The following is a 26,122-nucleotide window of genomic DNA, read 5'->3' on the forward strand; positions in this document are numbered from 1 at the left end:
GTGCGCTTTACTCTGGCTTTGGCCCTGCTCTGCTGCCTGACCGGTGCCGCCCATGCGGCGCCGGCTACACCTCACAAGGCTTACCTGAGCCTGATCATCGATGACCTTGGGCAAAACCTGCCACGCGACCGTCGCGTGCTGGCCTTGCCCGGGCCGGTGACCGCCGCCGTGATGCCAGACACCCCCCACGCCGCCGAGTTTGCCCGTGAAGCCCACAAGGCCGGCAAGATCGTCATCTTGCACATGCCTATGGACCCGGCCACCGGGCCGTTTGCCTGGCACCCCGGCTTGCCCATGGACGAGCTCGAAAAACGCCTGGATGCGGCGTTCAAGGCCGTGCCTTACACCAGCGGCATCAACAACCACATGGGCAGCCGCATGACCTCCCAGCAGCCGGCCATGGCCTGGTTGATGGGCAACTTGCAGCAGCGCCATAAATTCTTCGTCGACAGCCGTACAAGCGCACAAACCGTCGCCGCTGCCGAGGCGCAGAAGATCGGCCTGGCCAGTGTTTCACGGGATGTGTTTCTCGACGACGTGCGCACCGAGCAGGCGATTACCACGCAACTCGAAACCGCGATCAAACTGGCCCATAAGCAAGGCTCGGCGGTGATGATCGGCCACCCGTACCCACAAACGCTGGCCGTGCTTGAACGCGAGCTGCCCAAGCTGAAAGCCCAGGGCATTGAATGGATTGATATCAAACAGATGATCGGCGTGCGCAGCAACAAGGCCATGGCCGGGCACGGGAAGGATGGGGTTTATCGCTAGCACTTACGGGCTCGGCTCTTGTGGGAGCGAGCCTGCATCGCGATGCAGGCGGCGAGGCCTATCAGGCAAACCACGGTAATGCCTTCGCGAGCAGGCTCGCTCCCACATCCGCGTATTGTGGTTAGAGATATTTGGCGCGAATCTTATCGACCACGCCTTCAGCCTTTAACTGATCCAGCGCTATTTGCAACTTGTTCACCACCTCATCCGGCACGTCTTTATTCAACGCCAAATACAATTGGGCCTGATTAAAGCGCAGCACCGTCTTGAAGCCGGTTATCCCCACCTGACGCGCCAGGAACTGCCCCGCCGGAGCCCCGGTGGCCCACAGGTCGATTTGCCCGGCTTGCAGTTTTTTGGCGTTGTCCTGGTCGCGCAACACAATCACCGGCGCCAGCCCCTGCTTCTCCAGGGACAAGGCAATGGCATCGCCTTTATAAGCACCTACTCGGTACTGGCGGGCCTGCTCAAGCGAGGTCAGGGTAATCGGACTGTCCTCTCGGGCCAGCAACACCCAGTCATCCGGGCCAATCGGGCCGACCCACTTGAACAGTTTTTCACGCTCGGGCACGCGGGCAGTCACAAACACGCCGTATCCGGGGTTTTCAAGGGCAAGGTGATAGATACGCTCCCAAGGGAAGCGCAAGGTCATGCTGTAAGAGATACCGGCACGTTTGAAGGTTTCACGCAGAATATCGACGGCGATGCCTTCAATATTTTCGTTTTGCGCAAAGTTTTTGCCGTTTTTCGCCATGTTGTACGGCGGGAAGTTTTCAGTCAGCAATACCATCGAAGAATGCGAGGCATCGGCCGCAAAAGCGGCACTCGCCAGCCACATCGTGGAACCGGCGAGAACAGGCAAAAAGCGTTTAAACATGACAGGCGACCTAAATCCATGGCGTGCTCAAGAGTGCCGTGGGCACGCCATGCTGTCCAGTAGCCTTTGGGTTTAGCGGACCACGATTCCACGCGCTGCCATGTACGCCTTGGCCTCTGGCACGGTGTACTCGCCAAAGTGGAAAATGCTCGCGGCCAGTACCGCACTGGCGTGACCTTCCAGAATGCCGTCGGCCAGATGCTGCAGGTTGCCAACGCCGCCCGAGGCGATCACCGGAATGCCCAGCGCATCGCTGATGGCACGGGTCACACCCAGGTCAAAGCCGTTTTTCATGCCGTCCTGATCCATGCTGGTCAGCAGAATTTCGCCGGCCCCCAGGCCTTCCATCTTCATGGCCCACTCGACAGCATCGAGCCCGGTAGGCTTGCGCCCACCGTGGGTGAAGATTTCCCAGCGCGGTGCCTCGCCCGGCAGTGAGACCTTTTTGGCATCAATCGCTACCACGATGCACTGCGAACCAAAATGCTGCGCCGCTTCGCCCACAAACTCCGGGTTAAACACCGCCGCAGTATTGATCGACACTTTGTCCGCACCGGCATTGAGCAGGTTGCGAATGTCCTGGATACAACGCACGCCGCCGCCCACGGTCAGCGGGATAAACACCTGGCTGGCCATGCGCTCGACGGTATGCAACGTGGTATCGCGGCCATCGACGCTGGCGGTGATGTCGAGAAAGGTAATCTCGTCAGCACCCTGCTCGTCGTAACGACGGGCGATTTCGACCGGGTCGCCAGCATCGCGGATGTTCTCGAACTTGACGCCCTTTACAACCCGGCCGTTATCCACGTCCAGGCAAGGGATGATGCGTTTGGCCAGCGCCATGGGTTTCTCCTCAGGCCTTGTAGCTGTCGCAGAAGGCTTGCGCCTCGGCTACATCCAGCGTGCCTTCATAGATTGCACGGCCGGTGATGGCGCCCACGATGCCCGGAGCCTTGGCGTCCATCAGGGCCTTGATGTCACCCAGGTTGTGGATGCCGCCCGACGCGATCACCGGAATGCGGGTAGCAGCGGCCAACGCGGCGGTGTAGCTCACGTTGCAGCCCTGCATCATGCCGTCTTTGGCGATGTCGGTATAAACGATGGCCGACACGCCGTCCGCTTCAAAACGCTTGGCCAGGTCGATGACCTGCACGGTGCTGACTTCAGCCCAGCCATCGGTGGCCACGAAGCCGTCTTTGGCGTCCATGCCGACAATGATCTTGCCAGGGAACGCACGGCACGCCTCGGCCACGAACTCAGGGTTCTTCACCGCCTTGGTGCCCAGAATCACGTAGCTCACGCCTGCCTTGACGTAGTGCTCGATGGTTTCCAGCGAGCGAATGCCGCCGCCGATCTGGATCGGCAACTTCGGGTACAACCGTGCAATGGCCGTCACTACTTCACCGTTGACCGGCTGACCTTCGAATGCACCGTTCAGGTCAACCAGGTGCAAACGGCGGCAACCGCCCTCTACCCATTTGGCGGCCATGGCCACCGGGTCATCGGAGAACACCGTGGAGTCTTCCATACGGCCCTGGCGCAGACGTACACAGGCACCGTCTTTAAGATCGATAGCGGGGATAATCAGCATCTGGCAAACCTTCAAATTCGGGAGTCTGAGACTCGGAAATCAGTTCTTCTCGAGCGCCCACAGGTCGCTTTCGATGCTCTCGAACCTCTCTTTGAGGTGCGTTTGCACATCGAAAATCGCGCGATTGTAGTAATGCGGCGCGATTTCGCGGGTGAACAGCTCAAGGATTTCAGCCGCCTCGAACGAACCCAGGTCCAGTTCGAAGCGGTCTTCCATAAAGCGTTTGATCTTGCTGTTGGCTTCGCTCTCTTGCTCGGGAGTGAGCGTGAGAATCGGCGGCTTCTTGCGAGGCGCCATTACCAGCGACCATCCCAGGCCGCGAAGTTTTGCAGCAGCTGCAAGCCGTGGGTATGGCTTTTTTCCGGGTGGAACTGCACCGCGAAGCGCGAGCCCTCGGCCAGCGCTGCGGCGAAATCGACGCCGTAATGCCCGCCACCGACTACCTGGCGAGGATTGCCCGCCGCAATGTAGTAGCTGTGTACAAAGTAAAAACGCGCCAGGTCGGGGATGCCGTGCCACAGCGGGTGATCCACTTTTTGTTGCACCTCGTTCCAGCCCATGTGCGGCACCTTGAGGTGCTCGCCGTCTTCGTGCAGATCCTTGCCGAAGAACTTCACAGCACCCGGGAACAGGCCAATGCAATCAACCCCGCCGTTCTCTTCACTGTGGTCGAGCAACGCTTGCATGCCGACGCAGATACCGAGGAACGGACGATCCTGACTGACTTCGCGTACCAGCGAATCAAAACCCAGACGACGGATCTCCGCCATGCAGTCGCGAATCGCGCCCACACCCGGGAACACCACGCGGTCAGCTTCGCGAATCACGTCGGCGTCGCTGGTAATCAGCACCCGACCGGCGCCAACGTGCTCCAGCGCCTTGGCCACCGAGTGCAAGTTACCCATGCCGTAATCGATAACCGCCACTGTCTGCATCAGAGCACGCCCTTGGTCGAGGGCATTTGCCCGGCCATGCGCTCATCCAGCGCGACAGCCATACGCAACGCGCGGCCGAAGGCCTTGAACACGGTTTCGATCTGGTGGTGGGTGTTGGTGCCGCGCAAGTTGTCGATGTGCAGGCTGACGTTGGCGTGGTTCACGAAGCCCTGGAAGAACTCCTGAAACAGATCGACATCGAAGCCGCCCACGGTGGCGCGGGTATATGGCACGTGCATTTGCAGGCCTGGACGGCCCGAAAAGTCGATAACCACACGCGACAGCGCTTCATCCAGCGGGACATAAGCGTGACCGTAGCGGGTCATGCCTTTTTTATCACCAACGGCCTGGCTGAAAGCCTTGCCGAGGGTAATGCCGACATCCTCGACGGTATGGTGATCGTCGATATGCAGGTCGCCTTTGCACTCGATGTCCAGGTCGATCAACCCATGTCGGGCGATCTGGTCGAGCATGTGCTCAAGAAAAGGAACACCGATATCAAATCGGGCCTTACCGGTACCATCCAAGTTGATCGAGGCTTTAATCTGGGTTTCCAGAGTATCGCGCTCGACTGACGCCTTACGTTCGGCCATCACCAGCTCCGCAAAATCATTGGGCGAAAAAGGTGGCCATTATAGGCACGGGTCTGGCAAACAGAAACATTAAGGGTGATACGGCTGACGGAGTGAACACAACGGCTGATTCTGTAGCCGCTGCCGAAGGCAGCGATCGGGCCCGAAGGGGCGTACTGTAAAGCTTGCAGGAAGGTCCTTCGGCCCTTATCGCAGCCTTCGGCAGCGGCTACAAAGGCGCCATACGAAATGGCGCCTCCTGAATCAGTTAAACAATACCGCCGTCTTCTGCACGGTCACCCAAATACCCCACAGCAATGGAATGCCCACGGCCAACCAGGCCGCGATAACCAATGGATGGCTACCCGGTGCGGCTTTCCACTCCAGTGAAGTGCTGGCATCTGCACCCTTGTCATGGCCCAGCGCCTGCTCAGCAGCCAGTTCAGCGTCGGTCATGAAGTATTTGTCGGCCACCGGACGCACCAGCAAGTTGCAGATAAAGCCCAGTACCAGCAGCCCTGCGAGGATGTACAGCGTGATGTCATACGCCGCCGCCCGCTCAACGCCGATGCTCAACTGGTATTCGCGCAGGTAGTTGACCAATACCGGCCCCAGCACACCCGCCGCCGCCCAGGCTGTCAGCAGGCGACCGTGAATCGCGCCGACCATCTGCGTCCCGAACAGGTCGGCCAGATACGCCGGCACGGTGGCAAAACCGCCGCCGTACATCGACAGGATGATGCAAAACGCCGCCACAAACAGCGACACGTTGCCCAGATGGCCGAGGTTGGGAATCATCGCGTACAGCGCAAAACCCAGTGCGAAGAACACAAAGTAGGTGTTTTTGCGCCCCAGGTAATCCGAGAACGAAGCCCAGAAGAACCGCCCGCCAATGTTGAACAGGCTCAGCAAACCGGTGAAGCCGGCAGCAATGGCCGCGATTTGAGCCAGCTGCGCAGCATCCAGCTGACCGAATGTCAGGTCATTGCCCAGCAACTTGCCTGCGAACACTTCCTGCAACAAGGGCGAAGCCATGCCCAGAATACCAATGCCTGCCGATACGTTGAGGCACAGCACCAGCCACACCAGCGCGAACTGCGGAGTTTTCCAGGCCACGCTCACGTGCACATGGCGCTGGGTGATCATCGCGTTTGCTGCCTTTTTGACGGGCGCTTTCCAGCCTTCAGGCTTCCAGCCGGTCGGCGGAACGCGGTACGACAAGGCGCCGCCGATCATGAAGACAAAGTAAATCGCCGCCATCGCCACGAAGCTCTGCCACACGCCCACACCCTCAGGCCCGGCAAAATGGTTCATCAGCGCCGCGGCCAGTGGAGCACCCACCATGGCACCACCACCAAAACCCATGATCGCCATGCCCGTGGCCATGCCGCGCTTGTCCGGAAACCACTTGATCAGCGTCGATACAGGCGAGATATAGCCCAAACCAAGGCCGATACCGCCAATCACCCCAGATCCCAGCCACATCAGCCAGATTTGATGGGTATAAATGCCCAACGCCGAGATCAGCAGGCCACCGCACCAGCACAGCGCCGATACCACACCGGCCTTGCGCGGCCCGGCATGTTCAAGCCAGCCGCCCCACACGGCTGCCGAGCAGCCCAGGAAGATGAAAAACAAGGTGTAGATCCAGCCGAGCATCGAAATCGGCCAGTCGCATTGTGACGAGAACATTTGGGCAATAAAGCTCATGTCCGGCGCGCAAGCCACAGGGGCTGTTACGCCCAGAGCCTTGGACAGCGGCAACCAGAACACCGAAAAGCCATAGGCCATGCCGATACACAGGTGGATGGCCAGGGCCGCTGGCGGAACCAGCCAACGGTTGAAGCCGGGTTTGGCGATGATGCGTTCCTTGGACAGAAACGCTGGTTGTGAGGCAAGGCTGCCCACAACAGTACTGGTACTCATTGGTGTTTCCCCCAGGTGATGAAGTAATTCTCCAGACACACTCAACCCCCGACTTTGGCGCCTTACGGCACACAGTCGTTTTTGTCGGAGCAAGTTCATGGCGCGACAATGCGCCGCAGAAGGTCTGGAAAACAGTCGCAGACTACCACTGAGGGGCAGGTAAAAGCCCAAGCTGATTTGGTCTTTGAGCAGCAAACTGATCCGGCACTATCCGCCCCCAGTCATTCAGCGCGTGGGGCTATACTCTGCGGCTAAATTTAAAACTCACCCTTTCACTCAGACTTACAAGGACTCGCCCATGAAAGCGTTCGGCAAAATCCTGGGTCTGGTGCTTCTCGGATTGTTGCTGATCATCGTGGCCCTGGGCTTTGCCCTGAGCCATCTGTTCGATCCCAACGACTATAAAGACGAGATCCGCCAGATAGCCCGTGACAAAGCCCACATTGAGCTGACCCTCAATGGCGACATCGGCTGGAGCCTATTCCCCTGGCTCGGCCTGGAGCTGCACGACGCCAGCGTCGCAACTCTCGCCGCGCCGACCCAGCCTTTCGCCGACCTGCAAATGCTCGGTCTGTCCGTACGCGTGCTGCCGCTGCTGCGCAAAGAAGTGCAAATGAGCGATGTCCGTGTCGAAGGCCTGAACCTGCGCCTGACCCGCGACAAGAACGGTCACGGCAACTGGCAGGACATCGGCAAGCCGGCAACAGTAGACGCGAGCACCTCCACCAGCACCGAGCCCGCGCCGGCTGCCAAGCCGGACAACTCCAGCCAGCCGCTCAAGCTCGATATCGACAGCCTGACCGTGAACAACGCCCGGGTTGAGTACAACGACGAGCAAAGTGGCAAGCAATTCAGCGCCGAGAGCATCCAGCTGAGCACCGGCCCGGTACACGAAGCCACCAGCATCCCGGTCAAGTTGACGGCCTTTTTGGGCACCAACCAGCCCGTGATGCGGGTCAAGACCGAAGTCGACGGCAAGCTGCGATTTGACCGTGTGCTCAAGCGCTACCAGCTCGAAGACATGAAAGTCACGGGCGAAGCGTCAGGCGAACCGCTGCAAGGCAAAACCATGACCTTTGCCGCGCAAGGGCAAATCCTGGTTGATCTGGCTGCAAACGTCGCCGAATGGAGCAGTTTGAAAATCTCCGCCAACCAGCTGCGGGCCCTGGGCGAACTCAAGGCCAACAATCTCGACACCACCGCGCAAATCAGCGGCGGCCTGTCGATTGCCCAGCTCGATCTGGCCAGGTTCCTCGACAGCATCGGCCACCCCCTGCCCGCAATGGCACCGGACAGCCTGAGCAAAGTCGAGCTGGTCAGTCGCCTGTCGGGTACCCCCACCAGCGTGACCTTTGACGACCTCAACCTGAAAGTCGATGACAGCACCTTCACCGGGCGCATTGCCATTGAGGACTTCGCCAAACAAGCCGTGCGTATCCAGCTCAAAGGCGACACATTCGACGCTGATCGCTACCTGCCGCCAAAATCGGCCGAAGCCAACAGCGCCAGCATTGCCCGCAAGGCCGAAGTACAGGGCGGCGAAGCCAACGCTCTGGCCGCATCGGGCGATACGCCGCTGCCGGACGCACCGACCAAGAGCGGCTGGAGTACAGCCAAAATCATTCCAGTGACTCGCCTCAAGACCCTGGATCTGACTGCCGACATCAGCTTTGGCCAACTGACCCTCAGCCAGTTGCCGATCCAGAATGCTGCGCTCAAGGCCAACAGCAAGGCAGGCCTGCTGACCCTCGAAAACCTGAGCGGCGACCTCTACAAAGGCAACTTTGCGGCCAACGGCAGCCTGGACGTGCAACCCATGTTGCCGGTGGTCAAACTGCAAACCCGCATTACGAACGTCCCGGTCGAAAAAATCCTGCAAAGCCAGGGTCAAAAGCCTCCGGTAACGGGCCTGCTGACCCTCAACAGCAACGTCACGGGCAGCGGCAATAGCCAAAGCGCGCTGATTTCCAGCCTCAACGGCACCGCCAGCTTTGCGCTCAACAACGGCGTACTGCTCAATGCCAACCTGGAACAGCAACTGTGCAAGGGCATCTCCACCCTCAATCGTAAAACCCTGAGCGGCGCCCCGCTGGCCAAAGACACTCCGTTCAAGGAGCTCAAGGGCAGCCTGGTGTTCCGCAACGGCGTAGCCAGCAATCCGGACATGATCGTGCGCATGCCTGGCCTGAGCGTAAAAGGTGATGGCGACATCGACCTGCGCGTACTGGGCATGGACTACCGCATCGGCATCGTCGTCGAAGGCGACACCCGTGCCATGCCGGACCCGGCGTGCCAGGTCGGCAAGAACTTTGTCGGCGTCGAACTGCCATTGCGCTGCCGTGGCCCGCTTGAACTGGGTGCCAAGGCCTGCCGTCTGGACAAGGAAGGGCTGGGCAAAGTCGCCGCCAAGGTGGCAGGCAACAAGCTCAGTGACAAACTTGAAGAAAAACTGGGCGACAAGGTCAGCCCGGAACTCAAAAACGCCCTCAAGGGGCTGTTCAACCGATGAGAGACGAGCAATTTTCAGCGGCGGTCCTCAATTGGTATGACCGCCACGGCCGCCATGACCTGCCCTGGCAACAGGGCATCACCCCGTACCGGGTGTGGGTCTCGGAAATCATGCTGCAGCAAACCCAGGTCAGCACCGTGCTGAACTACTTCGACCGGTTCATGGCATCCCTGCCAACGGTCGAAGCCCTGGCCGCCGCACCGGAAGACGAAGTGCTGCACCTGTGGACAGGCCTTGGCTACTACACCCGCGCGCGCAATTTGCAGAAGACCGCGAAGATCGTCGTTGCCGAACATGGCGGCGAATTCCCGCGCAATGTAGAACAGCTGGTCGAGCTGCCCGGCATCGGTTTATCCACCGCAGGTGCGATTGCCAGCCTGAGCATGGGCCTGCGTGCACCAATCCTGGACGGCAACGTCAAACGGGTGCTGGCACGCTACACCGCGCAAGAGGGCTACCCCGGCGAGCCCAAGGTTGCCAAAGAACTGTGGGCCACCGCAGAGCGCTTCACCCCCCACGACCGCGTCAACGCCTACACCCAGGCGATGATGGACATGGGCGCCACGCTCTGCACCCGAAGCAAGCCCAGCTGCCTGCTGTGCCCGCTCGAAAGCGGCTGCGAAGCGCACCTGCTGGGCCTTGAGACGCGCTACCCGATCCCCAAGCCGCGCAAGACCATCCCGCAAAGGCGCACGCTGATGCCAATGCTGGCCAATGCCGACGGTGCGATCCTGCTTTACCGCCGCCCGTCGACCGGTTTGTGGGGCGGACTGTGGAGCCTGCCCGAACTCGATGACCTCAAAGACATCGAGCACCTGGCGCTGCAACACTCACTGACCCTGGGCGCGCAGCACGAACTGGGCGGCCTGACTCACACCTTTAGCCACTTCCAACTGGCCATCGAACCCTGGCTGATCCACGTCAAGGAGTCCGGCCATCACGTGGCCGAGGCCGACTGGCTCTGGTATAACCTCGCCACCCCGCCGCGCCTGGGCCTTGCTGCCCCGGTCAAGAAGCTGCTCAAACGCGCAGCCGACCTATTGAACGCTGGAGAGTCGTCATGACCCGCACCATCATCTGCCGCAAGTACAAAGAAGAATTGCCCGCCCTTGAGCGCGCTCCGTTTCCGGGCGCCAAAGGTCAGGACATTTTTGATCACGTTTCGGCCAAAGCCTGGGCCGACTGGCAAAAACACCAGACCTTGCTGATCAACGAGAAGCGTTTGAACATGATGAACGCCGAAGATCGAAAATATTTGCAGGGCGAAATGGATAAATTCTTCAGCGGCGAAGAATACGCACAAGCTGAAGGCTACGTTCCGCCAACCGAATAAATCCCGGTTTTAAAGGCTTTGGTCCGTAAGCGACGGTAATAACTAAATATTTTTCAAAAAAGTGTTTGACGGGTCATCGAAAAAGGCTTCTAATGCGCCCCGTTGCCCAGATAGCTCAGTCGGTAGAGCAGGGGATTGAAAATCCCCGTGTCGGCGGTTCGATTCCGTCTCTGGGCACCACATTCAGCTTTGATGTGGTGCAAACATCACCTCAAAGCAAAGAAAAACCCGCCTAGTGCGGGTTTTTTTTTGGCCGTGATTTAACAATGTGCTCGGGCTCATTCACCCATGATTGTGCCTTTCGCGGCACAGGGTTTATTGAGCCCCCACAACCGCTCCCCCTCTACGCGCCTTTGCCTTGAAACCCGCACCTCATTACTGAGCCTTCCCGGCAGGCCGGATCGAGTCCCATTCGGTCACGTAGGCCGCTTTAGTCTGTTTGTTGTAGAGGCAAAGCTCAGTGCCATACCGGCCTTTCATGTGTTTCTGCGGATATTGACCCTGCAACAGAATCGCGGTGTAGCCCACCCGATCGTCAAATTGCGCGGGAGCACCGACGGGGGTCACCTTTTTCAGGGTGCTGGCCTGGGTGCAGCCCGCGAGCACCTCCTTGTTGTAGCCCTCCCAAGCATCGGAGCTGGAAGCCTGCACTTGAACGGCGAAAGCGGTCAGACACAGCAAGGTCAGCGAGGTGATATTCATGGTTCGGTGCATCCCGCAAGTTCAAGTTATTGTCTGGAATTTGAGCGATCCGAGCAGGATAGGTTCCCGGCAGGCCCGGCTGCACATCCAATAATTGACTCAATCCATGATCCACACTTGGTGATCCCCAAAACCTGAGGTTCAATACCCCCTTAGCCCGCAAAGGACACATGTACATGGCAACGCCAAACAAACAGCAAAAGCACGCGCAGCGGGCCAAGACCAAAGCCAAGCAGAACCGCGTCGGCAAACCGGCCAAGGCGTCGGCTGGCGCACTGATCGACAATCCGTTCGATGACGTGAAGATCGACCTGAGCACGTTCAACTTCCAGGACATCCTCGACAACGGCTTTGACCCGGCCGATTACGACGACCTGTTCCAGGCCATGAAAGTAGCCGAAACCGTCAACCTGCAGACCATGTGCACGGTGTTCCTGCAATATCCGGTACTGGAGCTGGTGATCTCGGAAGAGGAAGAAGAGCCTGCTACCGACTTCCTGATGGGCCTGCTGATCGAATACCGCATCGCCATCCATGGCGACGATGAAGACAGCGCCGTGGCCTGGATCGAGACCCCGACCTTCCAGAAAGCCTACGTCGAAGCTTCCCGCCTGCTGATGGAGCGCAACGCCCGGAGCACGCACTGACAGCACTGCTGCTCGAACCTGTCAGCCGGGCGTTCACCGAGCCCGCTGCTGACGGTTACCTGCTGGGCGGTTTTGAATGGCGCCAACCCACGCCGGACACCACCCGTGCCGTGGTCATCATCAACGCCGCCACCTCAGTGCGCTGCCAGTACTACTCCCGTTTTGCCGAATACCTGTTCAGCCATGGCCTGGACGTGATGCTGTTCGACTATCGCGGCATCGGCGCTTCACGGGCCGGTTCGCTGCGCGGTTTTGAGGCCACATGGTCGGACTGGGGCGCACTGGACGCTCAGGCGCTCCTCAAGCGCGCACAGCGCGAATATCCCGGCCAGCCGATCGACGTGGTCGGCCACAGCTTTGGCGGCTGTGCTGCGGGGCTGGCGGCTTCCGGGACGGCCATTCGCCATCTGGTGACCGTGGGCGCGCAATTTGCGCATTGGCGCGACTACGCGCCTGCACAGCGCTGGCAAATGCTCGCCAAATGGCACGGGGTCATGCCATTGCTGACTCGCGTATGCGGTTATTTCCCCGGCAAGCGCATGGGCTGGCTCGAAGACACCCCCGCAGGTGTGGTCAAGGACTGGGGCGCTTTCAGTACGCGCTACGAGAAGCTCCCCAGCGCACGCCACCTTACGGCCCTGCCATTTTCATCAGTGACCGCCAAAACCCTCGCTATCAGCCTTAGCGACGATCCTTTCGGCACCGTGGCCGCCATCGAACGCCTGCTAAGCCACTTCAGCGCCAGCCCGCGTACGCATCTACGGATAAAACCTGAAGAAATTGGCGAAACCTCGATCGGCCATTTCGCGTTTTTCCACAGCCGCTTTCAAACCACCTTGTGGCCGATTGCTTTGCAATGGCTGCAAGCGGGGGAATTGGCGCTGGATGTGCCGGGGCGAGTGATCAGCAGCAAGCCCTGATAACCCCCGGTCTCACACACGACAATTGAACTGAACCCGGGCACGTCAGCGGACGGTACAGCCTTCAGGCTTGTACACCCGCGCACCCGACGGCGGGTTATTCGCCGGCCGCCGCGGGCGCGCCAGCAATTCTCCGCCGCAGTTAGGGCAAAGCCCTCCCAGCTTCTGCTCCACGCAAGTCGCGCAAAAGGTGCACTCAAACGAGCAAATCCGGGCCTGAGAGGTGTCTGGTGGCAGGTCGCAATCACAGCATTCGCAATTGGGGCGTAATTCGAGCATGGGCACCTCATTGGCAACAGGAAAACTTTCCTCCACTGCATTTAAGACGCTTCCCACAAAAAACCAACCGCTAATTTACGGACTGCCATGCTGTGGCCTTGGGACAGATCAAAATCCCACGACCAAATTGAATGCGCACAGACGCCATCGCCGGCAAGCTGGCCCCCACGTGCAGGGGACGGCTTGCCGGCGATGGCTTCGGTGCGATTCAGCAGAAAAACCGCCAGGTGATCATCAACTGAAAGCGTTGATAAACCAGGTGATCATCGGGATGGCCACAATGTCGATCAGCACGGCGCCGCACAGCGGCACGATGATGAAGGCTTTGTAAGAGAACACTTTGTAGTGGTCACAAATAGCGCCCATGTTGGCCACGGCATTGGGCGTCGCGCCCAGCCCGTGACCCATGAAGCCGGCGCACAAAACTGCCGCGTCGTAGTTACGGCCAAACAGACGGAACAGGACGAACACGCACAGCAAAATCATGATCACCACCTGCACCACCAGGATCACCAGCAGCGGCAAGCCGAGCTTCTCCAGCTCCCAAAACTTCAAGCTCATCATTGCCATGGTCAGGAACATGCCCAGACACACATCGCCAATAGTGCTGACGGCATGGTCGGGCATCTCGATAACCTGGGCACGGTCATTGAGGTTGCGCAGGATGATCGCGACGAACATGGCGCCCACATAGCTCGGCAACACGATGCCCAGATGCTGTTGCAAGCTGGAGCCCAGCCAGAACCCCAGCACCATGATCACCACAATGCAGGTCAACAAGCGCAACAAAGTGGCTGCGTCCAGCGCGGACGGCGGCGTGTGGACCACGTCTTCAAACGCCTTGAGGCTGCCAACGGCTTCGGCCTTGACCACAAGTTTGTTGCGCTCGATCAACCAGCGCGCCAGCGGGCTACCCAGCAAGCCGCCTGCCACCATGCCAAAGGTTGCAGCGGCCAGCGCTGCAGTGGTCGCACCTACCGCGCCGAGGTTTTCAGCAATCGGCCCGAAGGCTGCCGCCGCACCAAAACCGCCTTCCAGTGACACCGCGCCGGCCATGATCCCCAGCAACGGGTCGATGCCCAGCAGCTTGGCGACACTGACACCCACCACGTTTTGCACCAACGCCAGGCCCCAGCACGCACCCAGGTAGATAAACAGCAATTTGCCGCCCTTGCGCAGCAAGCCCAGGCTGCCGCCCAAGCCGACAGTGGTGAAAAACGCCACCATCAGCGGGGTTTGCAGGCTGGTGTCGAGGGTCAGGTTGAGCAGTTGCTGATCACGTAACAGCCAGATCACCAAGGCAAAACCAAAACCACCAATCACCGGTGCAGGAACACACAGTTGACGCAGCCAGTAGCTACGTTTTTTCAGTTGGGCACCCAGGCCCAGCAGGAGCAACGCGAGAGCAAGGGTGCTCAGCGCATCCAGTTCGAATGTCAGCATGGCGAATTTCTCTTTTTCTTATGATTCAACAAGCGGTTTCAGGGATTTACGGAAAAACTTAATCAATCAGGCTGGCGAGCAGACGCGCGCCAATGCGGGCGGTTCGGTTGTCGATATCCAGGCCGGGGTTGAGCTCGGCGATGTCGGCCATGCGCAATTTGCCGCTGGCCTTGGCGTGGCGTACCAGATGCTCGACGATCTGCATGTCCACACCATGGGCCGACGGCGCACTGACACCGGGCGCCTGGCTGGCGGGCAGGACATCAAGGCAGATGGTCATGTAGAGGTGATCGACGTCTTGCAAGAAATCATCGATCAACGCTTCGCAGGCGGGTATGTCCCAGCTGTTCATTTGCCGGTCGAGGCGGTAACGCACATTCAGTCGCTGCGCCTGCTCAAACAGCGCCTGGGTGTTGTTCAGTTGGCTGACACCCAGACAGCAATAGGTGAACGGCATCTGCGCGCGCTGGCAGTACTCGGCTATCTGGCGAAAAGGGGTGCCCGAACTGCTCTGTTCACCATGGCGCAGATCAAAGTGGGCATCAAAGTTGAGAACGCCGATCCGCGCATGCGGGGTGGCCTGGCGCAGGTGATCGGCAAGACCGCTAAAGCTGGCAAAAGCGATTTCATGGCCGCCACCCAGCCCCAACGGCAAATGGCCCTGGTCGAGCAGATAGCTGACGTGGTGAGCGTAAATCTGCTGCGCGCCTTCAAGGTTGCTGTCGGTGCAGCTCACATCGCCCGCGTCATACAACGGCGCCCGACCGTGCCACGCCAGGTTGGCCAACGCCGTGCGCAGTGCTGGCGGGCCAAGACGGGCGCCGGTGCGTCCTTGATTACGTTTGACCCCTTCATCACAGGCCAGTCCAATCAGTGCCGCACCTGCAGGCTGATCCTCGCAGAAGGGCTTGACCCATTGATGCCAGCGCAGCGCGCCCTGCCCTTCGCCAGCGTCGATACGACCTGTCCACAGGGGCATGTCAGAAACAACAGTCATGCTTGAAACTCCAGTCAAATTCAGTCGAGCCGGGCGCTCAGGCGCAGGGCCACGTCCTGGGTCCAGCGGATCAGGCGTTCACTGCGGGTGTGCGCCCGGGAGGCGGGAGCCATGAGGCTGATGGCGCCTTGCAGGCGATTGCGGCTGTCGAGCAACGGCGCGCTGATACCCCAAATGCCGTCGTCGATCTCACTCACGCTCACGGCATAACCGGCAGCGCGGATCTCGGCAAAACTGCGCTGGTACGTGGCGACTTGCTCGCTTTCGACGCCTTGCGCCAAAAGAGCCGACAGGCTTTGCGCCTCATCCATGTAGGCCAACAGCACCCTCGCAGACGCGCCGACCAACAGCGGCTGGGCCAGCCCTTTTTGGTAGCAGCAACGCAGCGGCTGCGGGCTGTCGACCAGCTCGATGCAAATCGCCTGGCCATTGCTGGGCACCATCAGCGCCACGCTTTCCTGGCTTTGCTCGGCCAGGCGCTTGAGTTCCGGCTTGGCGAGGGTCACCAACACGGCTTCGCGGTCGAATTTCTTGGCCAGTTGCAAACAGGTTGGCCCCGGCAAATAGCGACCCTGACCGTTCTCTTCGGCAAGCCCCCAGCGCAGCAGGGTCTTGAGATGGCGATAGGTGCTGCTGAGCGGCTGAGACAGTTGCTCGGACAGTTCTTTGGCGGAGATCGCCTCGCCGGATTGCCCCAGAGTGACGAGGATTTGCAGCAAGCGATCAGTGGGCGTGTTGTAGTTCATATCGGCCTCATGCTCTTGCGGGCATGGTGCACCGAGTTTCCCATTAGCTGAAACTCGATTCCCACTGAGTGGGAAAAAACCCGCAGATAACGATCAGCGGTCGCTAATTCGCGTTCTTTGACCCACAAAAAAGGCCGCCATCCCTGAGGATGGCGGCCTTGATTGTGGACTCAACAGTGAAAGCCTTCCTGGCCTCAGCTGAGTACCGGTGCCCCCAACTTCTCGATACGTCGACGGCGTGCCACAAGCAAGCCAGCCGACACCACCAGAATGCTCAGCAAACCGGTGGCCATGATTTCAACGCGGTGCGCTTCCTGGAACAGCATGAGCGTCAAAATGGCCACGATGAAGACGATCACCGCCCAGGTCAGGCCCGGGAACAGCCACATTTTGAACGAGATTTCCTCACCCAGTGCCGTACGTTTTTGACGCATGCGCAGCTGCGATATGGCAATCACCAGGTACACCAGCAACGCAATGGCGCCAGAGCTGGCCAGCAGGAATTCGAACACGGCAGCCGGGGCCACGTAGTTGGCAAATACCGCTACAAAGGCTGCGCCGGTGGACATCATCACTGCCCAGTAAGGCGTGCCCGCAGCGTTGGTGCGCTTGGCCGCAGCCGGTGCGTCACCGCGCTTGCTCAGGGAGTACAGCATCCGCGAGGAGGTGTAGAGCGCCGAGTTCAGGCAGCTGGTGACCGCGATCAATACCACGATATCCACGATCAGCTTGGCATTCGGGATGCCCATGCGATCGAGTACTGTCTGGTAGGAACCGAACTGGGCCAGGCCCGGGTCGTTCCACGGCACCAGGGCCACAACGATGAAGATCGATACCAGGTAGAACAAGCCAATGCGCCAGATCACCGAGTTGGTGGCCTTGGTGATCTGTTTGCTTGGGTCTTTGGATTCCGCCGCCGCGATGGTGACGATTTCAGTGCCCATAAACGAGAACATGGTGGTCAGCATGGCGGCCAGTACGGCGCCCATGCCGTTCGGCATAAAGCCAATGGTGTCGACCAGGTGCGAGACGCCGCTGACCTGACTGGTAGGCAGGAAGCCGAAAATCGCCAGCACACCGAGGATAATGAAGCCAATGATCGCCAGTACCTTGACCAGCGCAAACCAGAACTCGAACTCGCCGTAGTTCTTGACGCTAAACAGGTTGGTGGCCGTCAGCAACAGGGTGATGACCAGGGTGAACACCCAGATCGCCGTGCCGGGGAACCAGGCATGCAAGATGGTGCCGGCCGCGACAGCTTCCAGCGGGATAACCAGCACCCAGAACCACCAGTACAGCCAGCCGATGGTGAAGCCGGCCCAATGCCCGATGGCACGGTCGGCGTAAGTGGAGAACGAACCGGTGTCAGGGGATGCGACGGCCATTTCGGCCAGCATGCGCATCACCAACACCACCAGCGTACCGGCTGCCGCGTAAGCCAGCAGTACCGCGGGACCCGCTTGCGCAATCGCGTGTCCGGAGCCGACAAACAAGCCGGCACCGATGACCCCGGCAATCGACAGCATGGTGACATGCCGTGGCTTGAGCCCTTGCTCCAGGCCATTAGAGGTTTGCGTATTGCTCATTGGGACTACCTTTGCAGTGAAAGCCATTCCGAGCGCCGCGCTTGATTACCTTCTCGTAAAAAGTAACCTACGGGGCGTTTAGAATTATTTACGCAATAAATGAGCCAGAATGTGACAAGTGCACGGTTTGCGCGGGCTGCAACGATTCATCGCGCTCGCTGCAACCCATTGAGAGTAATGGCTTTTTGCCAATTCGTTACCGTAACACTCAGTTACATGGCTTGCGACGCACCAAAAATACACAAAATTGCCCATATAGCCCAAAAGCGGTGCGCATCTTTGACCTTTAGTAGGTTCGCGCTTCCAACACCGGGCCAAAACTGGCACCATCGCGACCTTTTTTACGCGACACCTGTCTGGCCAAACGGCGAAACAAGGGGTCGGTTGTTGTCGGCGCGACAGTCTGCTGTAGCGATGCGACACATGACCACCCCCTCGCTTTTTTGTGCCGTCAGGGCGGTTGGTTGCCACTGCGACCCTATGCTAGCTTGGCCATCGCCAGGAAGGCCGCCCAACAGCAGGGTCGCACCCGAACACAATGAGGAACGCACATGGCTTTGGCCACGCCCGCGCTTGAAATCCGCAACTTGCACAAACGCTACGGCGAGCTTGAGGTACTTAAAGGTATCTCGCTGACCGCACGCGACGGCGACGTGATCTCGATCCTGGGTTCTTCCGGTTCCGGCAAGTCCACCCTGTTGCGCTGCATCAACCTGCTGGAAAACCCCCACGAAGGCCAGATCGTGGTCGCCGGGGAAGAGCTCAAACTCAAGAAAGCCAAAAATGGCGAACTGGTCGCGGCCGATGGCAAGCAGATCAATCGCATGCGCAGTGAACTGGGTTTTGTGTTTCAAAACTTTAACCTGTGGCCGCACATGACCATCCTCGACAACATCATCGAGGCACCGCGTCGGGTACTGGGGCAAAGCAAGGCCGAGGCGATCGAAGTGGCCGAAGCATTGCTGGCCAAGGTTGGCATTGCCGAAAAGCGCCACGCCTATCCATCCGAGTTGTCTGGCGGTCAGCAACAGCGCGCTGCGATTGCCCGCACCCTGGCCATGCAACCCAAAGTCATTCTGTTCGACGAGCCGACATCGGCACTTGACCCGGAAATGGTTCAAGAAGTACTTAGTGTGATCCGCGCACTCGCCGAAGAAGGTCGCACTATGCTGCTGGTCACCCATGAGATGGGCTTTGCCCGTCAGGTGTCCACCGAAGTCGTATTTTTGCACCAAGGCCTGATCGAAGAGCAAGGGTCGCCAGAACAGGTGTTCGACAACCCGGTTTCGGCGCGTTGTAAACAATTCATGTCCAGCAACCGCTAACGGAGCAATACGAATGCAGAACTATAAAAAGCTTCTCCTGGCCGCTGCCGCCACACTGGTTTTCAGCGCCAATGCCTTGGCTGTTGATAAATACAAAGTGGGCATTGAAGGTGCTTACCCACCGTTCAATAACAAAAACGCCAGTGGTGAAGTCGTCGGCTTCGACCCGGACATCGCCATGGCCCTGTGCGCCAAGATGAAAGCCGAGTGCGAGATTGTCACTTCCGATTGGGACGGCATCATCCCGGCGCTTAACGCCAAAAAGTACGATTTCATCGTGTCGTCGCTGTCGATCACTGACGAGCGCAAGCAAGCGGTCGATTTCACCGACCCGTACTACTCCAACAAGCAGCAGTTCATTGCTCCGAAAAAAGTCGATTTCAAAACCGACCTCGCTTCGCTCAAGGGCAAGGCCCTGGGCACCCAGCGTTCAACCCAGGCCGCAACCTGGCTGGATGACAACCTGGGCACAGACGCGACCATCTCCTTGTATGACACCCAGGAAAACGCCTACCTCGACCTGACTTCGGGCCGTGTTGATGCGCTGCTGGCTGACAAGTACGCCAACTACGACTGGCTCAAAAGCCCGGCTGGCCAGGCTTACGAGTTCAAGGGTGAACCGGTCAACGAAGACGACAAGGTCGGCATCGCCCTGCGTAAAGGCGACAACGCACTGCGCGCCAAGCTGAACCTGGCCCTCAAGGAAATCGTTGAAGACGGCACCTACAAGAAGATCAACGACAAGTACTTCCCGTTCAGCATCTACTGACCTGCCTGACCGGTGCGCCTGCGGGCGCACCGGTCCCTAGCAAAGCCTGCCTACCCCATGACTATCGATCTATACGGATTCGGCCCGGCGCTTGCCGCTGGCGCGCTGATGACCGTCAAACTGGCACTCACTGCGCTGTGTCTGGGCCTGGTGCTCGGATTGCTCGGTGCCTTGGCCAAAACATCCCCCTACAAACCGCTTAGATGGTTGGGCGGCGCCTATTCGACCCTGGTTCGCGGCGTTCCCGAACTGCTCTGGGTGCTGCTGATTTACTTCGGCAGCGTGAATCTGGTGCGCGCCATCGGCGAATACATCGGCATGCCCGAACTCACCCTCAGCGCCTTCGCGGCGGGTGTGATCGCTTTGGGCCTGTGCTTTGGTGCCTATGCCACTGAAGTGTTTCGTGGCGCCATCCTGGCCATCCCCAAAGGCCACCGCGAAGCGGGCATGGCGCTGGGCTTGTCCAAACCACGGATCTTCACCCGGCTGGTTTTGCCGCAAATGTGGCGTATCGCCCTGCCCGGCCTGGGAAACCTGTTCATGATCCTGATGAAAGACACCGCACTGGTGTCAGTAATCGGTTTGGAAGAAATCATGCGTCAGGCGCAAAACGCTGTGACCTTCGCCAAACACCCGTTCACCTTCTACATGGTGGCTGCCGTGATGTACCTAGGCCTGACCGTACTGGCCATGGGCACCATGCACGTGCTTGAAAAACGCGCAGCGCGCGGCTTCGTGAGGAGGACGTAATGGAGTGGGAAGTAATCCTCAAGTGGCTGCCCAAGCTGATGCAGGGCGCGACCCTGACCCTGGAGCTGACCGCCATTTCGGTCATCGCCGGTCTGATCGTGGCCATCCCGCTGGGCATCGCCCGCTCATCCAAACTTTGGTATGTGCGCTCGCTGCCTTATGCCTACATCTTTTTCTTCCGTGGTACGCCGCTGCTGATCCAGCTGTTTCTGGTCTATTACGGCCTGGCCCAGTTCGATGTGGTGCGTGAAAGCGCGTTGTGGCCTTACCTGCGCAGCCCGTTCTGGTGCGCGATCATCACCATGACCCTGCACACCGCCGCCTACATCGCCGAGATCCTGCGTGGCGCGATCCAGGCCATACCACCCGGTGAAATCGAGGCGGCCCGTGCCCTGGGCATGTCGCGCTTCAAAACCCTGGTGCACATCGTCATGCCACGCGCCACGCGCATCGGCCTGCCGGCGTACAGCAACGAAGTGATCCTGATGCTCAAGGCCAGCTCGCTGGCGAGTACCGTGACCCTGCTGGAACTGACCGGCATGACCCGCACCATCATTGCTCGCAACTACCTGACGGTGGACATGTTCCTGACCGCAGGCGCGATTTATCTGGTGATGTCGTTTGTGCTGATCCAGGGGTTCAAGCTGCTGGAGCGCTGGTTGCGCGTCGATGCCTGCCAAGGCCGTTAACCATGGGGGCGAGCCGCTGCTCGCCCGCTTTGAGGCGCTGGACAGCTTTTTGCGTGACCACCAGCACCTGTGGCGCCCACGGCCTTTCACTCACCTGAACATGCCGTGGGAAGCGCAACACCCCGAACTGGCGCAGTGGTTGCGCCAGCGTTCGTTGCAAGATGCCGAAGCCAGCCACAACCACCCCCAACACGTGCCCGCCCCCGCGCCGTTCCCTGAACTGGCGGCGACTTCCCTCGCCCTGAGTACAGTCGACCGGCTGCCGACACAGGCCCTTGCGCCTGCGAACCCGCGCTTGCAGGTGGACGTGCCGGGGCGTAAATGGCAACAAATTGAAGCCTTCGCCCAGAGCCTGACCTTCACGCAAACACCCGCCCACTGGCTGGACTGGTGCTCGGGCAAAGGTCATTTGGGTCGTCGCCTGTTAAGCGCCGGGCAGCAACTGACGTGCCTGGAATATGACCCGGCATTGATCGAGTCAGGCCAGCACCTCAGCCAGCGCCATCACCTGGCGGTGCGTCATGTGCAACAGGATGTGCTCGCGCCCGAAGCGGCCTTGCAGCTCACGCCCGGGATGACACCCGTGGCGCTGCATGCCTGTGGCGATTTACATGTGCGCCTGCTGCAACTGGCCAGCGCGGCGGGCTGTGGACAACTTGCCGTCTCGCCCTGCTGCTACAACCGCATCAGCGCGCCGCACTATCAGCCGTTATCCACAGCCGCCAAAGCTTCACCCTTGCAGCTGTCGCTGGAAGACCTGAGCCTGCCCATGAGCGAAACCGTGACCGCCGGCAACCGTGTACGACGCCAGCGCGACGAATCAATGGCACGGCGTTTGGGCTTTGATGTGTGGCAACGCCAGCGCCGTCAGTGTGATGAGTACTTATCCACACCCTCGTTGCCCGGCACCTGGCTGAACAAGCCGTTTGCCGAGTACTGCGCGGATCTGGCGGCGCTGAAGAACTTATCCACAAGCGGCGACGAAGACTGGCCTGCGCTTGAGGCCGCAGGCTGGGAGCGACTGGCACAGGTGCGCAATCTGGAGTTGGTGCGCGGGCTTTTCCGTCGCCCGCTGGAGTTGTGGCTGGTGCTGGATCGAGCGCTGTACCTGAAGGAAAACGGCTATGAAGTACAGGTCGGCGAGTTCTGCGACAGCCAGCTGACGCCCCGTAATTTGATGGTGCTTGCGCAGCGGTCTGCAGAGCCTTTGTAGTCGCTGCCGAGGAACGAAGGCTGCGAGCTTTTAATCTGAAAGAGCTCGCAGCCTTCGTTCCTCGGCAGCGACTACGGGTTTTTGACAGGCCTACGAACCGCGGTACGTCGAGAAGCCGTACGGACTGAGCAGCAGCGGAATGTGGTAATGCTGATCGGCGTTTTTCACTTCAAAAATTACCGGGATCTCCGGGAAGAACGTCTCGCGGCCAGCTTTCTTGAAGTACTCACCGGTTTTAAACACCACTCGATATTCACCCGCCTCAAACGCTTGCTTGGCCGGGAACAGTTCGCCGATGCGCCCCTGCTCATTGGTCACCCCCTGCGCCAGCGGCTGCCAGTCTTTACCTACGTGTTTTTCCAGGGTCACGTTGACGCCCGGTGACGGCAGGCCGTTTTCAAGGTTGAGCACATGCACACTCAACGGGTTGCCAGCCGCCAGCGCCAGGCTCGACACAGCGCTCAGGCTCAAAGCCGCCAACGTGATTCGCAAAGATTTCATCGGTCATCCTCTAATAATGGTTAAAAAACAATCAACTCAGCGTTGAGTCGTCAGGCCAATCTGTTGCGCCGCCTTGATCGCGCAAGCTTCGTCCTGCTCTGCGCCGCCTGCTCCCGCCACGCCAATGGCACCCACCAGTTCGCCCTCGGCAAACAACGGCACACCCCCTCCCAGCAGCAACAGCTCGGCAATGGAATTGAGGTTGCTCGCCTCAGGATTGCTGCGCGCGCGCTCGGCAAACAAACGGGTCGGGGTTTTGGTCGACAACGCGGTGTAGGCTTTGCGCTGGCTGGCCAGCAGGTTGTGCGGGCCAACACTCTCCGGGCGCATCGCCATCAACACGTTGCCACCACGGTCCAGCACGCTCAGCGCACCTGTGCAGTGCTTGATGGCCGCATCGGCCAACTGGCGGGCGGTGGCCAGATCCAGATCGGCATGACGCACCAGATTCGGGGCTGCCTGGGCCGCGCTGGCAACGCCAACGGCAGTCCACAACAACAAGGTTTTCAGCATCATTGGCTAGCTCCTGTACGAATGCGCCCACCTTAACCAGCGACCCTCGTCAGAACCCCGTCAGTTGCATTACAAGTTTGTAATAGGCAACACACCCGAAGGCGCCTAGCCTGTGCAGACGATTGATCGAGGTGTGAGATGCGTTTGTTAGTGGTTGAAGACGAAGCCAAGACGGCAGATTTCCTGGCCAAGGGCCTTAAAGAGTCAGGCTTTGCGGTGGATGTGGCGCTGAACGGGCTGGACGGTCGTTACTTTGTCGAGCAACAGGAATACGACCTGATCATCCTCGACGTGATGCTGCCGGGGCTCAATGGCTGGCAATTACTGCAACTGATTCGCCAGCGCGGCGCCACGCCGGTGCTGTTTTTGACCGCCCGGGATGCCATCGAAGACCGCGTGCGCGGCCTCGAACTGGGTGCTGACGATTACCTGCTCAAGCCTTTTGCCTTTGCCGAACTGCTCGCCCGGGTCCGCACCTTGCTGCGCCGTGGCCCCATGCGCGAGGCCGAGTCATATGCCATCGCCGATCTTGAAATCGACGTGCTGCGCCGCCGCGTCAGCCGGGGCGGCCAGCGCATCAGCCTGACCAACAAGGAGTTCTCGCTCCTGCAACTGCTGGCCAGCCGGCAGGGCGAAGTCTTGTCCCGCACTTTGATCGCTTCGCAGGTCTGGAACCTCAACTTCGACAGCGACACCAATATGGTCGAAGTCGCCGTGCGCCGATTGCGCGCCAAGGTCGACGATCCCTTTATGCCCAAACTTATCCACACCGTGCGCGGCGTCGGGTATCAGCTGGAAGCACCCGATGAGTAAATCCATCGCCTGGCGCCTGGCGCTGGCGATTGCCCTGACCTGCGCATTGGTGCTGAGTGTGATCGGGGTGTTTCTGTATCGCTCACTGGCCTCGGAACTGGCGTTTCGTGACGATCAGGCGCTGCTGGGGCGCCTTGAGCAGGTACGCGCCCTGCTACATGACAGCGACAGCCTCGAAGCCCTGCAGGAACGCCCGCGTTTGTATCAAAACATGCTGGGCAACCTGGACAGCGTGTTGCTGGTCAACCGCGAGGACGGCAGCCCGTTAATTGCCATCAACCCCCATCAACAAGCCTTGGCGCATGTGCAGCCCATTGCCCAAGCACAAGCGCCCCGGCGCTCAGATATCAAAACGGCAGACGCGACCGTGTTGCTGGCCGGTATGGCCCAGGGCCCTGCAGGGGAAACCTTGAGCGTAACCGTGGGCAAGCGTCTTGATGAGCGTGAGCAAATGCTCGCCAGCTATCGCATGCGTTTATATGGTGCTGTGGGATTGGGTGCACTGATGGCTTTCGGGCTTGGCCTGCTGCTGTTGCGTCGCGGCCTCACGCCTTTGCGCGAACTGGCCCACGCCATGGCTGGCATCGACCCACGCAGCCTCGATCAACGCATGGCCGCTGACAACGTACCGGCCGAACTCAAAGAGCCCGTGCAGGCACTCAACGCCATGCTCGCGCGGCTCGAAGACAGCTTTGCACGGCTGTCGCAATTCTCCGCCGACCTGGCCCATGAGATTCGTACCCCGTTGCACAACTTGCTGGGCAGCAACAGCCTGGCACTGAACCAGTCACGCAGCCCGGCCGAGTACCAGGAGGTACTGGCGTCGAATATCGAAGAATACGAACGGCTCAATCGCATGGCAGAAAACCTGATGTTTCTCGCCCGCGCCGAACACGGCCAGCGCCCGTTACAGCTGCAAGTGCTGGATCTTCGAGAGGTGGGTGACGGGCTGTGTGATTACTTCGAGGCGTTGGCCGAGGATCGTCAGTTGCAGCTGGATAATCAGCTCAGCGGGCCGCTGATGGCTGACCAGCAACTGCTGCAACGGGCACTGGGCAATCTGCTGGCCAATGCCGTGCGCCATGCCCAGCCCGGTTCGACCGTGCGCTTGCTGCGTCGCGACGATGCCGAGTATTGCTGGACAGGTGTGCATAACCTTGGCCCCGCCATTGATCCGCAACATATCGACAAACTGTTCGACCGCTTTTACCGGGTAGACCCGTCACGGGCACAACCGGGTGACTCTGGCGGCCTGGGCCTGGCGATTGTGCATTCGATCATGCAACTGCATGGCGGCCAGGTGCGGGTGGTGAGCGACGCCAGCGGCACGCTGTTTGAGCTGGGATTTGCCCGCGATCATCGGTAACCCGCTGCCGCAGGCTAAGAATGCTGTCTACGCCACGACGGGTAAAGACGGATTCATACTGGACGTTATCGGCACCCGGTCGGCCAATTCGGCCAAATTTCGAGTCACGGTCGAGCACTTGCGCCAGTACTTCAGCGAGCTGCGGCGCGAATCGTGAAAATAGTCTGTTATCAGGGGTTTACAAGCTCAAACATCCGGGTATACTCGTCGCCCATAACGCCGGTATAGCTCAGTTGGTAGAGCAACTGACTTGTAATCAGTAGGTCCCGAGTTCGACTCTTGGTGCCGGCACCATACGCAACACCGAAAGAGGCTCACCGCAAGGTGGGCCTTTTTTGTTTCCGGGATT

At 59.6% G+C, this 26,122-nt stretch carries 29 protein-coding genes and 2 tRNA genes; 16 read left to right on the plus strand and 15 right to left on the minus strand.

Features of this window, described 5'->3' with window-relative positions:
* Positions 1-771, plus strand: coding sequence for a divergent polysaccharide deacetylase family protein (locus BLW11_RS02905; RefSeq protein ID WP_048360505.1), 771 nt, complete (start codon positions 1-3; stop codon positions 769-771).
* A 121-nt stretch (positions 772-892) separates the two neighbouring features.
* Here BLW11_RS02905 and BLW11_RS02910 read toward each other — a convergent pair whose 3' ends face one another.
* The 7 genes from BLW11_RS02910 to BLW11_RS02940 form a co-directional block, all read right to left on the minus strand.
* Positions 893-1,648 (minus strand): substrate-binding periplasmic protein, encoded by a 756-nt coding sequence (locus tag BLW11_RS02910; protein WP_048360506.1) that lies wholly within the window; start codon positions 1,646-1,648, stop codon positions 893-895.
* A 72-nt stretch (positions 1,649-1,720) separates the two neighbouring features.
* Positions 1,721-2,491, minus strand: a complete 771-nt coding sequence (hisF, locus tag BLW11_RS02915; protein ID WP_048360507.1) for an imidazole glycerol phosphate synthase subunit HisF — start codon at positions 2,489-2,491, stop codon at positions 1,721-1,723.
* A gap of 10 nt (positions 2,492-2,501) precedes the next feature.
* Positions 2,502-3,239, minus strand: a complete 738-nt coding sequence (hisA, locus tag BLW11_RS02920) for a 1-(5-phosphoribosyl)-5-[(5-phosphoribosylamino)methylideneamino]imidazole-4-carboxamide isomerase (protein ID WP_048360508.1) — start codon at positions 3,237-3,239, stop codon at positions 2,502-2,504.
* Between the two features lie 39 nt (positions 3,240-3,278).
* Entirely contained in the window at positions 3,279-3,536 is a 258-nt protein-coding gene (locus BLW11_RS02925) for a DUF2164 domain-containing protein (protein ID WP_019824815.1), read from the minus strand.
* Positions 3,536-4,174, minus strand: coding sequence for an imidazole glycerol phosphate synthase subunit HisH (gene hisH, locus BLW11_RS02930; RefSeq protein ID WP_048360509.1), 639 nt, complete (start codon positions 4,172-4,174; stop codon positions 3,536-3,538). The genes BLW11_RS02925 and hisH overlap by 1 nt, the downstream gene beginning before the upstream one ends.
* A complete protein-coding gene (gene hisB, locus BLW11_RS02935; RefSeq protein ID WP_003438561.1) occupies positions 4,174-4,767 on the minus strand; it encodes an imidazoleglycerol-phosphate dehydratase HisB in 594 nt (197 codons plus the stop codon). The genes hisH and hisB overlap by 1 nt, the downstream gene beginning before the upstream one ends.
* 243 nt (positions 4,768-5,010) lie before the next feature.
* On the minus strand, positions 5,011-6,672 hold the full coding sequence (locus tag BLW11_RS02940) for an OFA family MFS transporter (RefSeq protein ID WP_048360510.1): 1,662 nt from the start codon (positions 6,670-6,672) through the stop codon (positions 5,011-5,013).
* 298 nt (positions 6,673-6,970) lie between these two features.
* Here BLW11_RS02940 and BLW11_RS02945 point away from each other — a divergent pair, with 298 nt between their 5' ends.
* From BLW11_RS02945 to BLW11_RS02960, 4 genes are all read left to right on the plus strand, one after another.
* Positions 6,971-9,181 carry an AsmA family protein gene (locus tag BLW11_RS02945; RefSeq protein WP_048360511.1) on the plus strand — a complete coding sequence of 737 codons (2,211 nt, stop codon included), beginning with the start codon at positions 6,971-6,973 and terminating at the stop codon, positions 9,179-9,181.
* The gene (mutY, locus tag BLW11_RS02950) at positions 9,178-10,245 is read left to right on the plus strand and encodes an A/G-specific adenine glycosylase (protein ID WP_048360512.1); all 1,068 of its coding nucleotides are present in this window, start codon (positions 9,178-9,180) and stop codon (positions 10,243-10,245) included. Before BLW11_RS02945 ends, mutY begins: the two co-directional genes overlap by 4 nt.
* The gene (locus BLW11_RS02955) at positions 10,242-10,514 is read left to right on the plus strand and encodes an oxidative damage protection protein (RefSeq protein WP_003438557.1); all 273 of its coding nucleotides are present in this window, start codon (positions 10,242-10,244) and stop codon (positions 10,512-10,514) included. The genes mutY and BLW11_RS02955 overlap by 4 nt, the downstream gene beginning before the upstream one ends.
* 104 nt (positions 10,515-10,618) lie before the next feature.
* Positions 10,619-10,694, plus strand: a tRNA-Phe gene (locus tag BLW11_RS02960).
* A 195-nt stretch (positions 10,695-10,889) separates the two neighbouring features.
* Here BLW11_RS02960 and BLW11_RS02965 read toward each other — a convergent pair.
* Entirely contained in the window at positions 10,890-11,216 is a 327-nt protein-coding gene (locus tag BLW11_RS02965; RefSeq protein WP_048360647.1) for a hypothetical protein, read from the minus strand.
* Between the two features lie 176 nt (positions 11,217-11,392).
* Here BLW11_RS02965 and BLW11_RS02970 point away from each other — a divergent pair, with 176 nt between their 5' ends.
* Together BLW11_RS02970 and BLW11_RS02975 are read left to right on the plus strand one after the other, a co-directional pair.
* A complete protein-coding gene (locus BLW11_RS02970; RefSeq protein ID WP_048360513.1) occupies positions 11,393-11,863 on the plus strand; it encodes a hypothetical protein in 471 nt (156 codons plus the stop codon).
* A 59-nt stretch (positions 11,864-11,922) separates the two neighbouring features.
* The gene (locus tag BLW11_RS02975) at positions 11,923-12,783 is read left to right on the plus strand and encodes an alpha/beta hydrolase family protein (protein ID WP_048360514.1); all 861 of its coding nucleotides are present in this window, start codon (positions 11,923-11,925) and stop codon (positions 12,781-12,783) included.
* 45 nt (positions 12,784-12,828) lie between these two features.
* Here BLW11_RS02975 and BLW11_RS02980 read toward each other — a convergent pair whose 3' ends face one another.
* From BLW11_RS02980 to gabP, 5 genes are all read right to left on the minus strand, one after another.
* Positions 12,829-13,062, minus strand: a complete 234-nt coding sequence (locus tag BLW11_RS02980) for a DUF1272 domain-containing protein (protein ID WP_074836703.1) — start codon at positions 13,060-13,062, stop codon at positions 12,829-12,831.
* A gap of 234 nt (positions 13,063-13,296) precedes the next feature.
* Positions 13,297-14,505 carry a sodium/glutamate symporter gene (gltS, locus tag BLW11_RS02985; RefSeq protein ID WP_048360515.1) on the minus strand — a complete coding sequence of 403 codons (1,209 nt, stop codon included), beginning with the start codon at positions 14,503-14,505 and terminating at the stop codon, positions 13,297-13,299.
* 58 nt (positions 14,506-14,563) lie between these two features.
* Positions 14,564-15,502 carry a formimidoylglutamase gene (gene hutG / locus BLW11_RS02990; protein ID WP_048360516.1) on the minus strand — a complete coding sequence of 313 codons (939 nt, stop codon included), beginning with the start codon at positions 15,500-15,502 and terminating at the stop codon, positions 14,564-14,566.
* 20 nt (positions 15,503-15,522) lie between these two features.
* The gene (locus BLW11_RS02995) at positions 15,523-16,248 is read right to left on the minus strand and encodes an IclR family transcriptional regulator (protein ID WP_048360517.1); all 726 of its coding nucleotides are present in this window, start codon (positions 16,246-16,248) and stop codon (positions 15,523-15,525) included.
* A 194-nt stretch (positions 16,249-16,442) separates the two neighbouring features.
* A complete protein-coding gene (gene gabP, locus BLW11_RS03000; protein WP_048360518.1) occupies positions 16,443-17,834 on the minus strand; it encodes a GABA permease in 1,392 nt (463 codons plus the stop codon).
* 551 nt (positions 17,835-18,385) lie between these two features.
* Between gabP and BLW11_RS03005 the strand changes: the two genes are divergently transcribed.
* From BLW11_RS03005 to BLW11_RS03025, 5 genes are read left to right on the plus strand one after another with little or no spacing between them, the layout of a single operon-like run.
* On the plus strand, positions 18,386-19,159 hold the full coding sequence (locus tag BLW11_RS03005) for an ABC transporter ATP-binding protein (RefSeq protein WP_048360519.1): 774 nt from the start codon (positions 18,386-18,388) through the stop codon (positions 19,157-19,159).
* Positions 19,160-19,172: 13 nt separating this feature from the next.
* Entirely contained in the window at positions 19,173-19,928 is a 756-nt protein-coding gene (locus tag BLW11_RS03010; RefSeq protein ID WP_048360520.1) for an ABC transporter substrate-binding protein, read from the plus strand.
* 57 nt (positions 19,929-19,985) lie between these two features.
* Entirely contained in the window at positions 19,986-20,678 is a 693-nt protein-coding gene (locus BLW11_RS03015) for an ABC transporter permease (RefSeq protein ID WP_019824782.1), read from the plus strand.
* Positions 20,678-21,367 carry an ABC transporter permease gene (locus tag BLW11_RS03020; protein ID WP_048360521.1) on the plus strand — a complete coding sequence of 230 codons (690 nt, stop codon included), beginning with the start codon at positions 20,678-20,680 and terminating at the stop codon, positions 21,365-21,367. The genes BLW11_RS03015 and BLW11_RS03020 overlap by 1 nt, the downstream gene beginning before the upstream one ends.
* The gene (locus tag BLW11_RS03025) at positions 21,348-22,580 is read left to right on the plus strand and encodes a methyltransferase (RefSeq protein WP_048360522.1); all 1,233 of its coding nucleotides are present in this window, start codon (positions 21,348-21,350) and stop codon (positions 22,578-22,580) included. The genes BLW11_RS03020 and BLW11_RS03025 overlap by 20 nt, the downstream gene beginning before the upstream one ends.
* Positions 22,581-22,670: 90 nt before the next feature.
* Here the strand turns inward: BLW11_RS03025 and uraH are convergent, their stop codons facing one another.
* Complete coding sequence (gene uraH, locus BLW11_RS03030) at positions 22,671-23,081, minus strand: hydroxyisourate hydrolase (protein WP_048360523.1); 411 nt, start codon at positions 23,079-23,081, stop codon at positions 22,671-22,673.
* A gap of 36 nt (positions 23,082-23,117) precedes the next feature.
* Positions 23,118-23,597 (minus strand): GlcG/HbpS family heme-binding protein, encoded by a 480-nt coding sequence (locus tag BLW11_RS03035; RefSeq protein ID WP_048360524.1) that lies wholly within the window; start codon positions 23,595-23,597, stop codon positions 23,118-23,120.
* A 135-nt stretch (positions 23,598-23,732) separates the two neighbouring features.
* On the opposite strand from BLW11_RS03035, the gene BLW11_RS03040 reads away from it, so the two are divergent.
* The 4 genes from BLW11_RS03040 (at position 23,733) to BLW11_RS03050 (ending at position 26,067) form a co-directional block, all read left to right on the plus strand.
* Positions 23,733-24,407, plus strand: coding sequence for a heavy metal response regulator transcription factor (locus BLW11_RS03040; RefSeq protein ID WP_048360525.1), 675 nt, complete (start codon positions 23,733-23,735; stop codon positions 24,405-24,407).
* Entirely contained in the window at positions 24,400-25,773 is a 1,374-nt protein-coding gene (locus tag BLW11_RS03045) for a heavy metal sensor histidine kinase (protein ID WP_048360526.1), read from the plus strand. Before BLW11_RS03040 ends, BLW11_RS03045 begins: the two co-directional genes overlap by 8 nt.
* A complete protein-coding gene (locus tag BLW11_RS24035; RefSeq protein WP_208599728.1) occupies positions 25,754-25,930 on the plus strand; it encodes a hypothetical protein in 177 nt (58 codons plus the stop codon). Before BLW11_RS03045 ends, BLW11_RS24035 begins: the two co-directional genes overlap by 20 nt.
* Before the next feature lie 61 nt (positions 25,931-25,991).
* Positions 25,992-26,067: transfer RNA gene (locus tag BLW11_RS03050), tRNA-Thr, on the plus strand.
* Positions 26,068-26,122 lie beyond the last annotated feature (55 nt).

It is taken from the genome of Pseudomonas deceptionensis (assembly GCF_900106095.1).
In the GTDB taxonomy this organism is placed as follows: Bacteria; Pseudomonadota; Gammaproteobacteria; order Pseudomonadales; family Pseudomonadaceae; genus Aquipseudomonas; species Aquipseudomonas deceptionensis.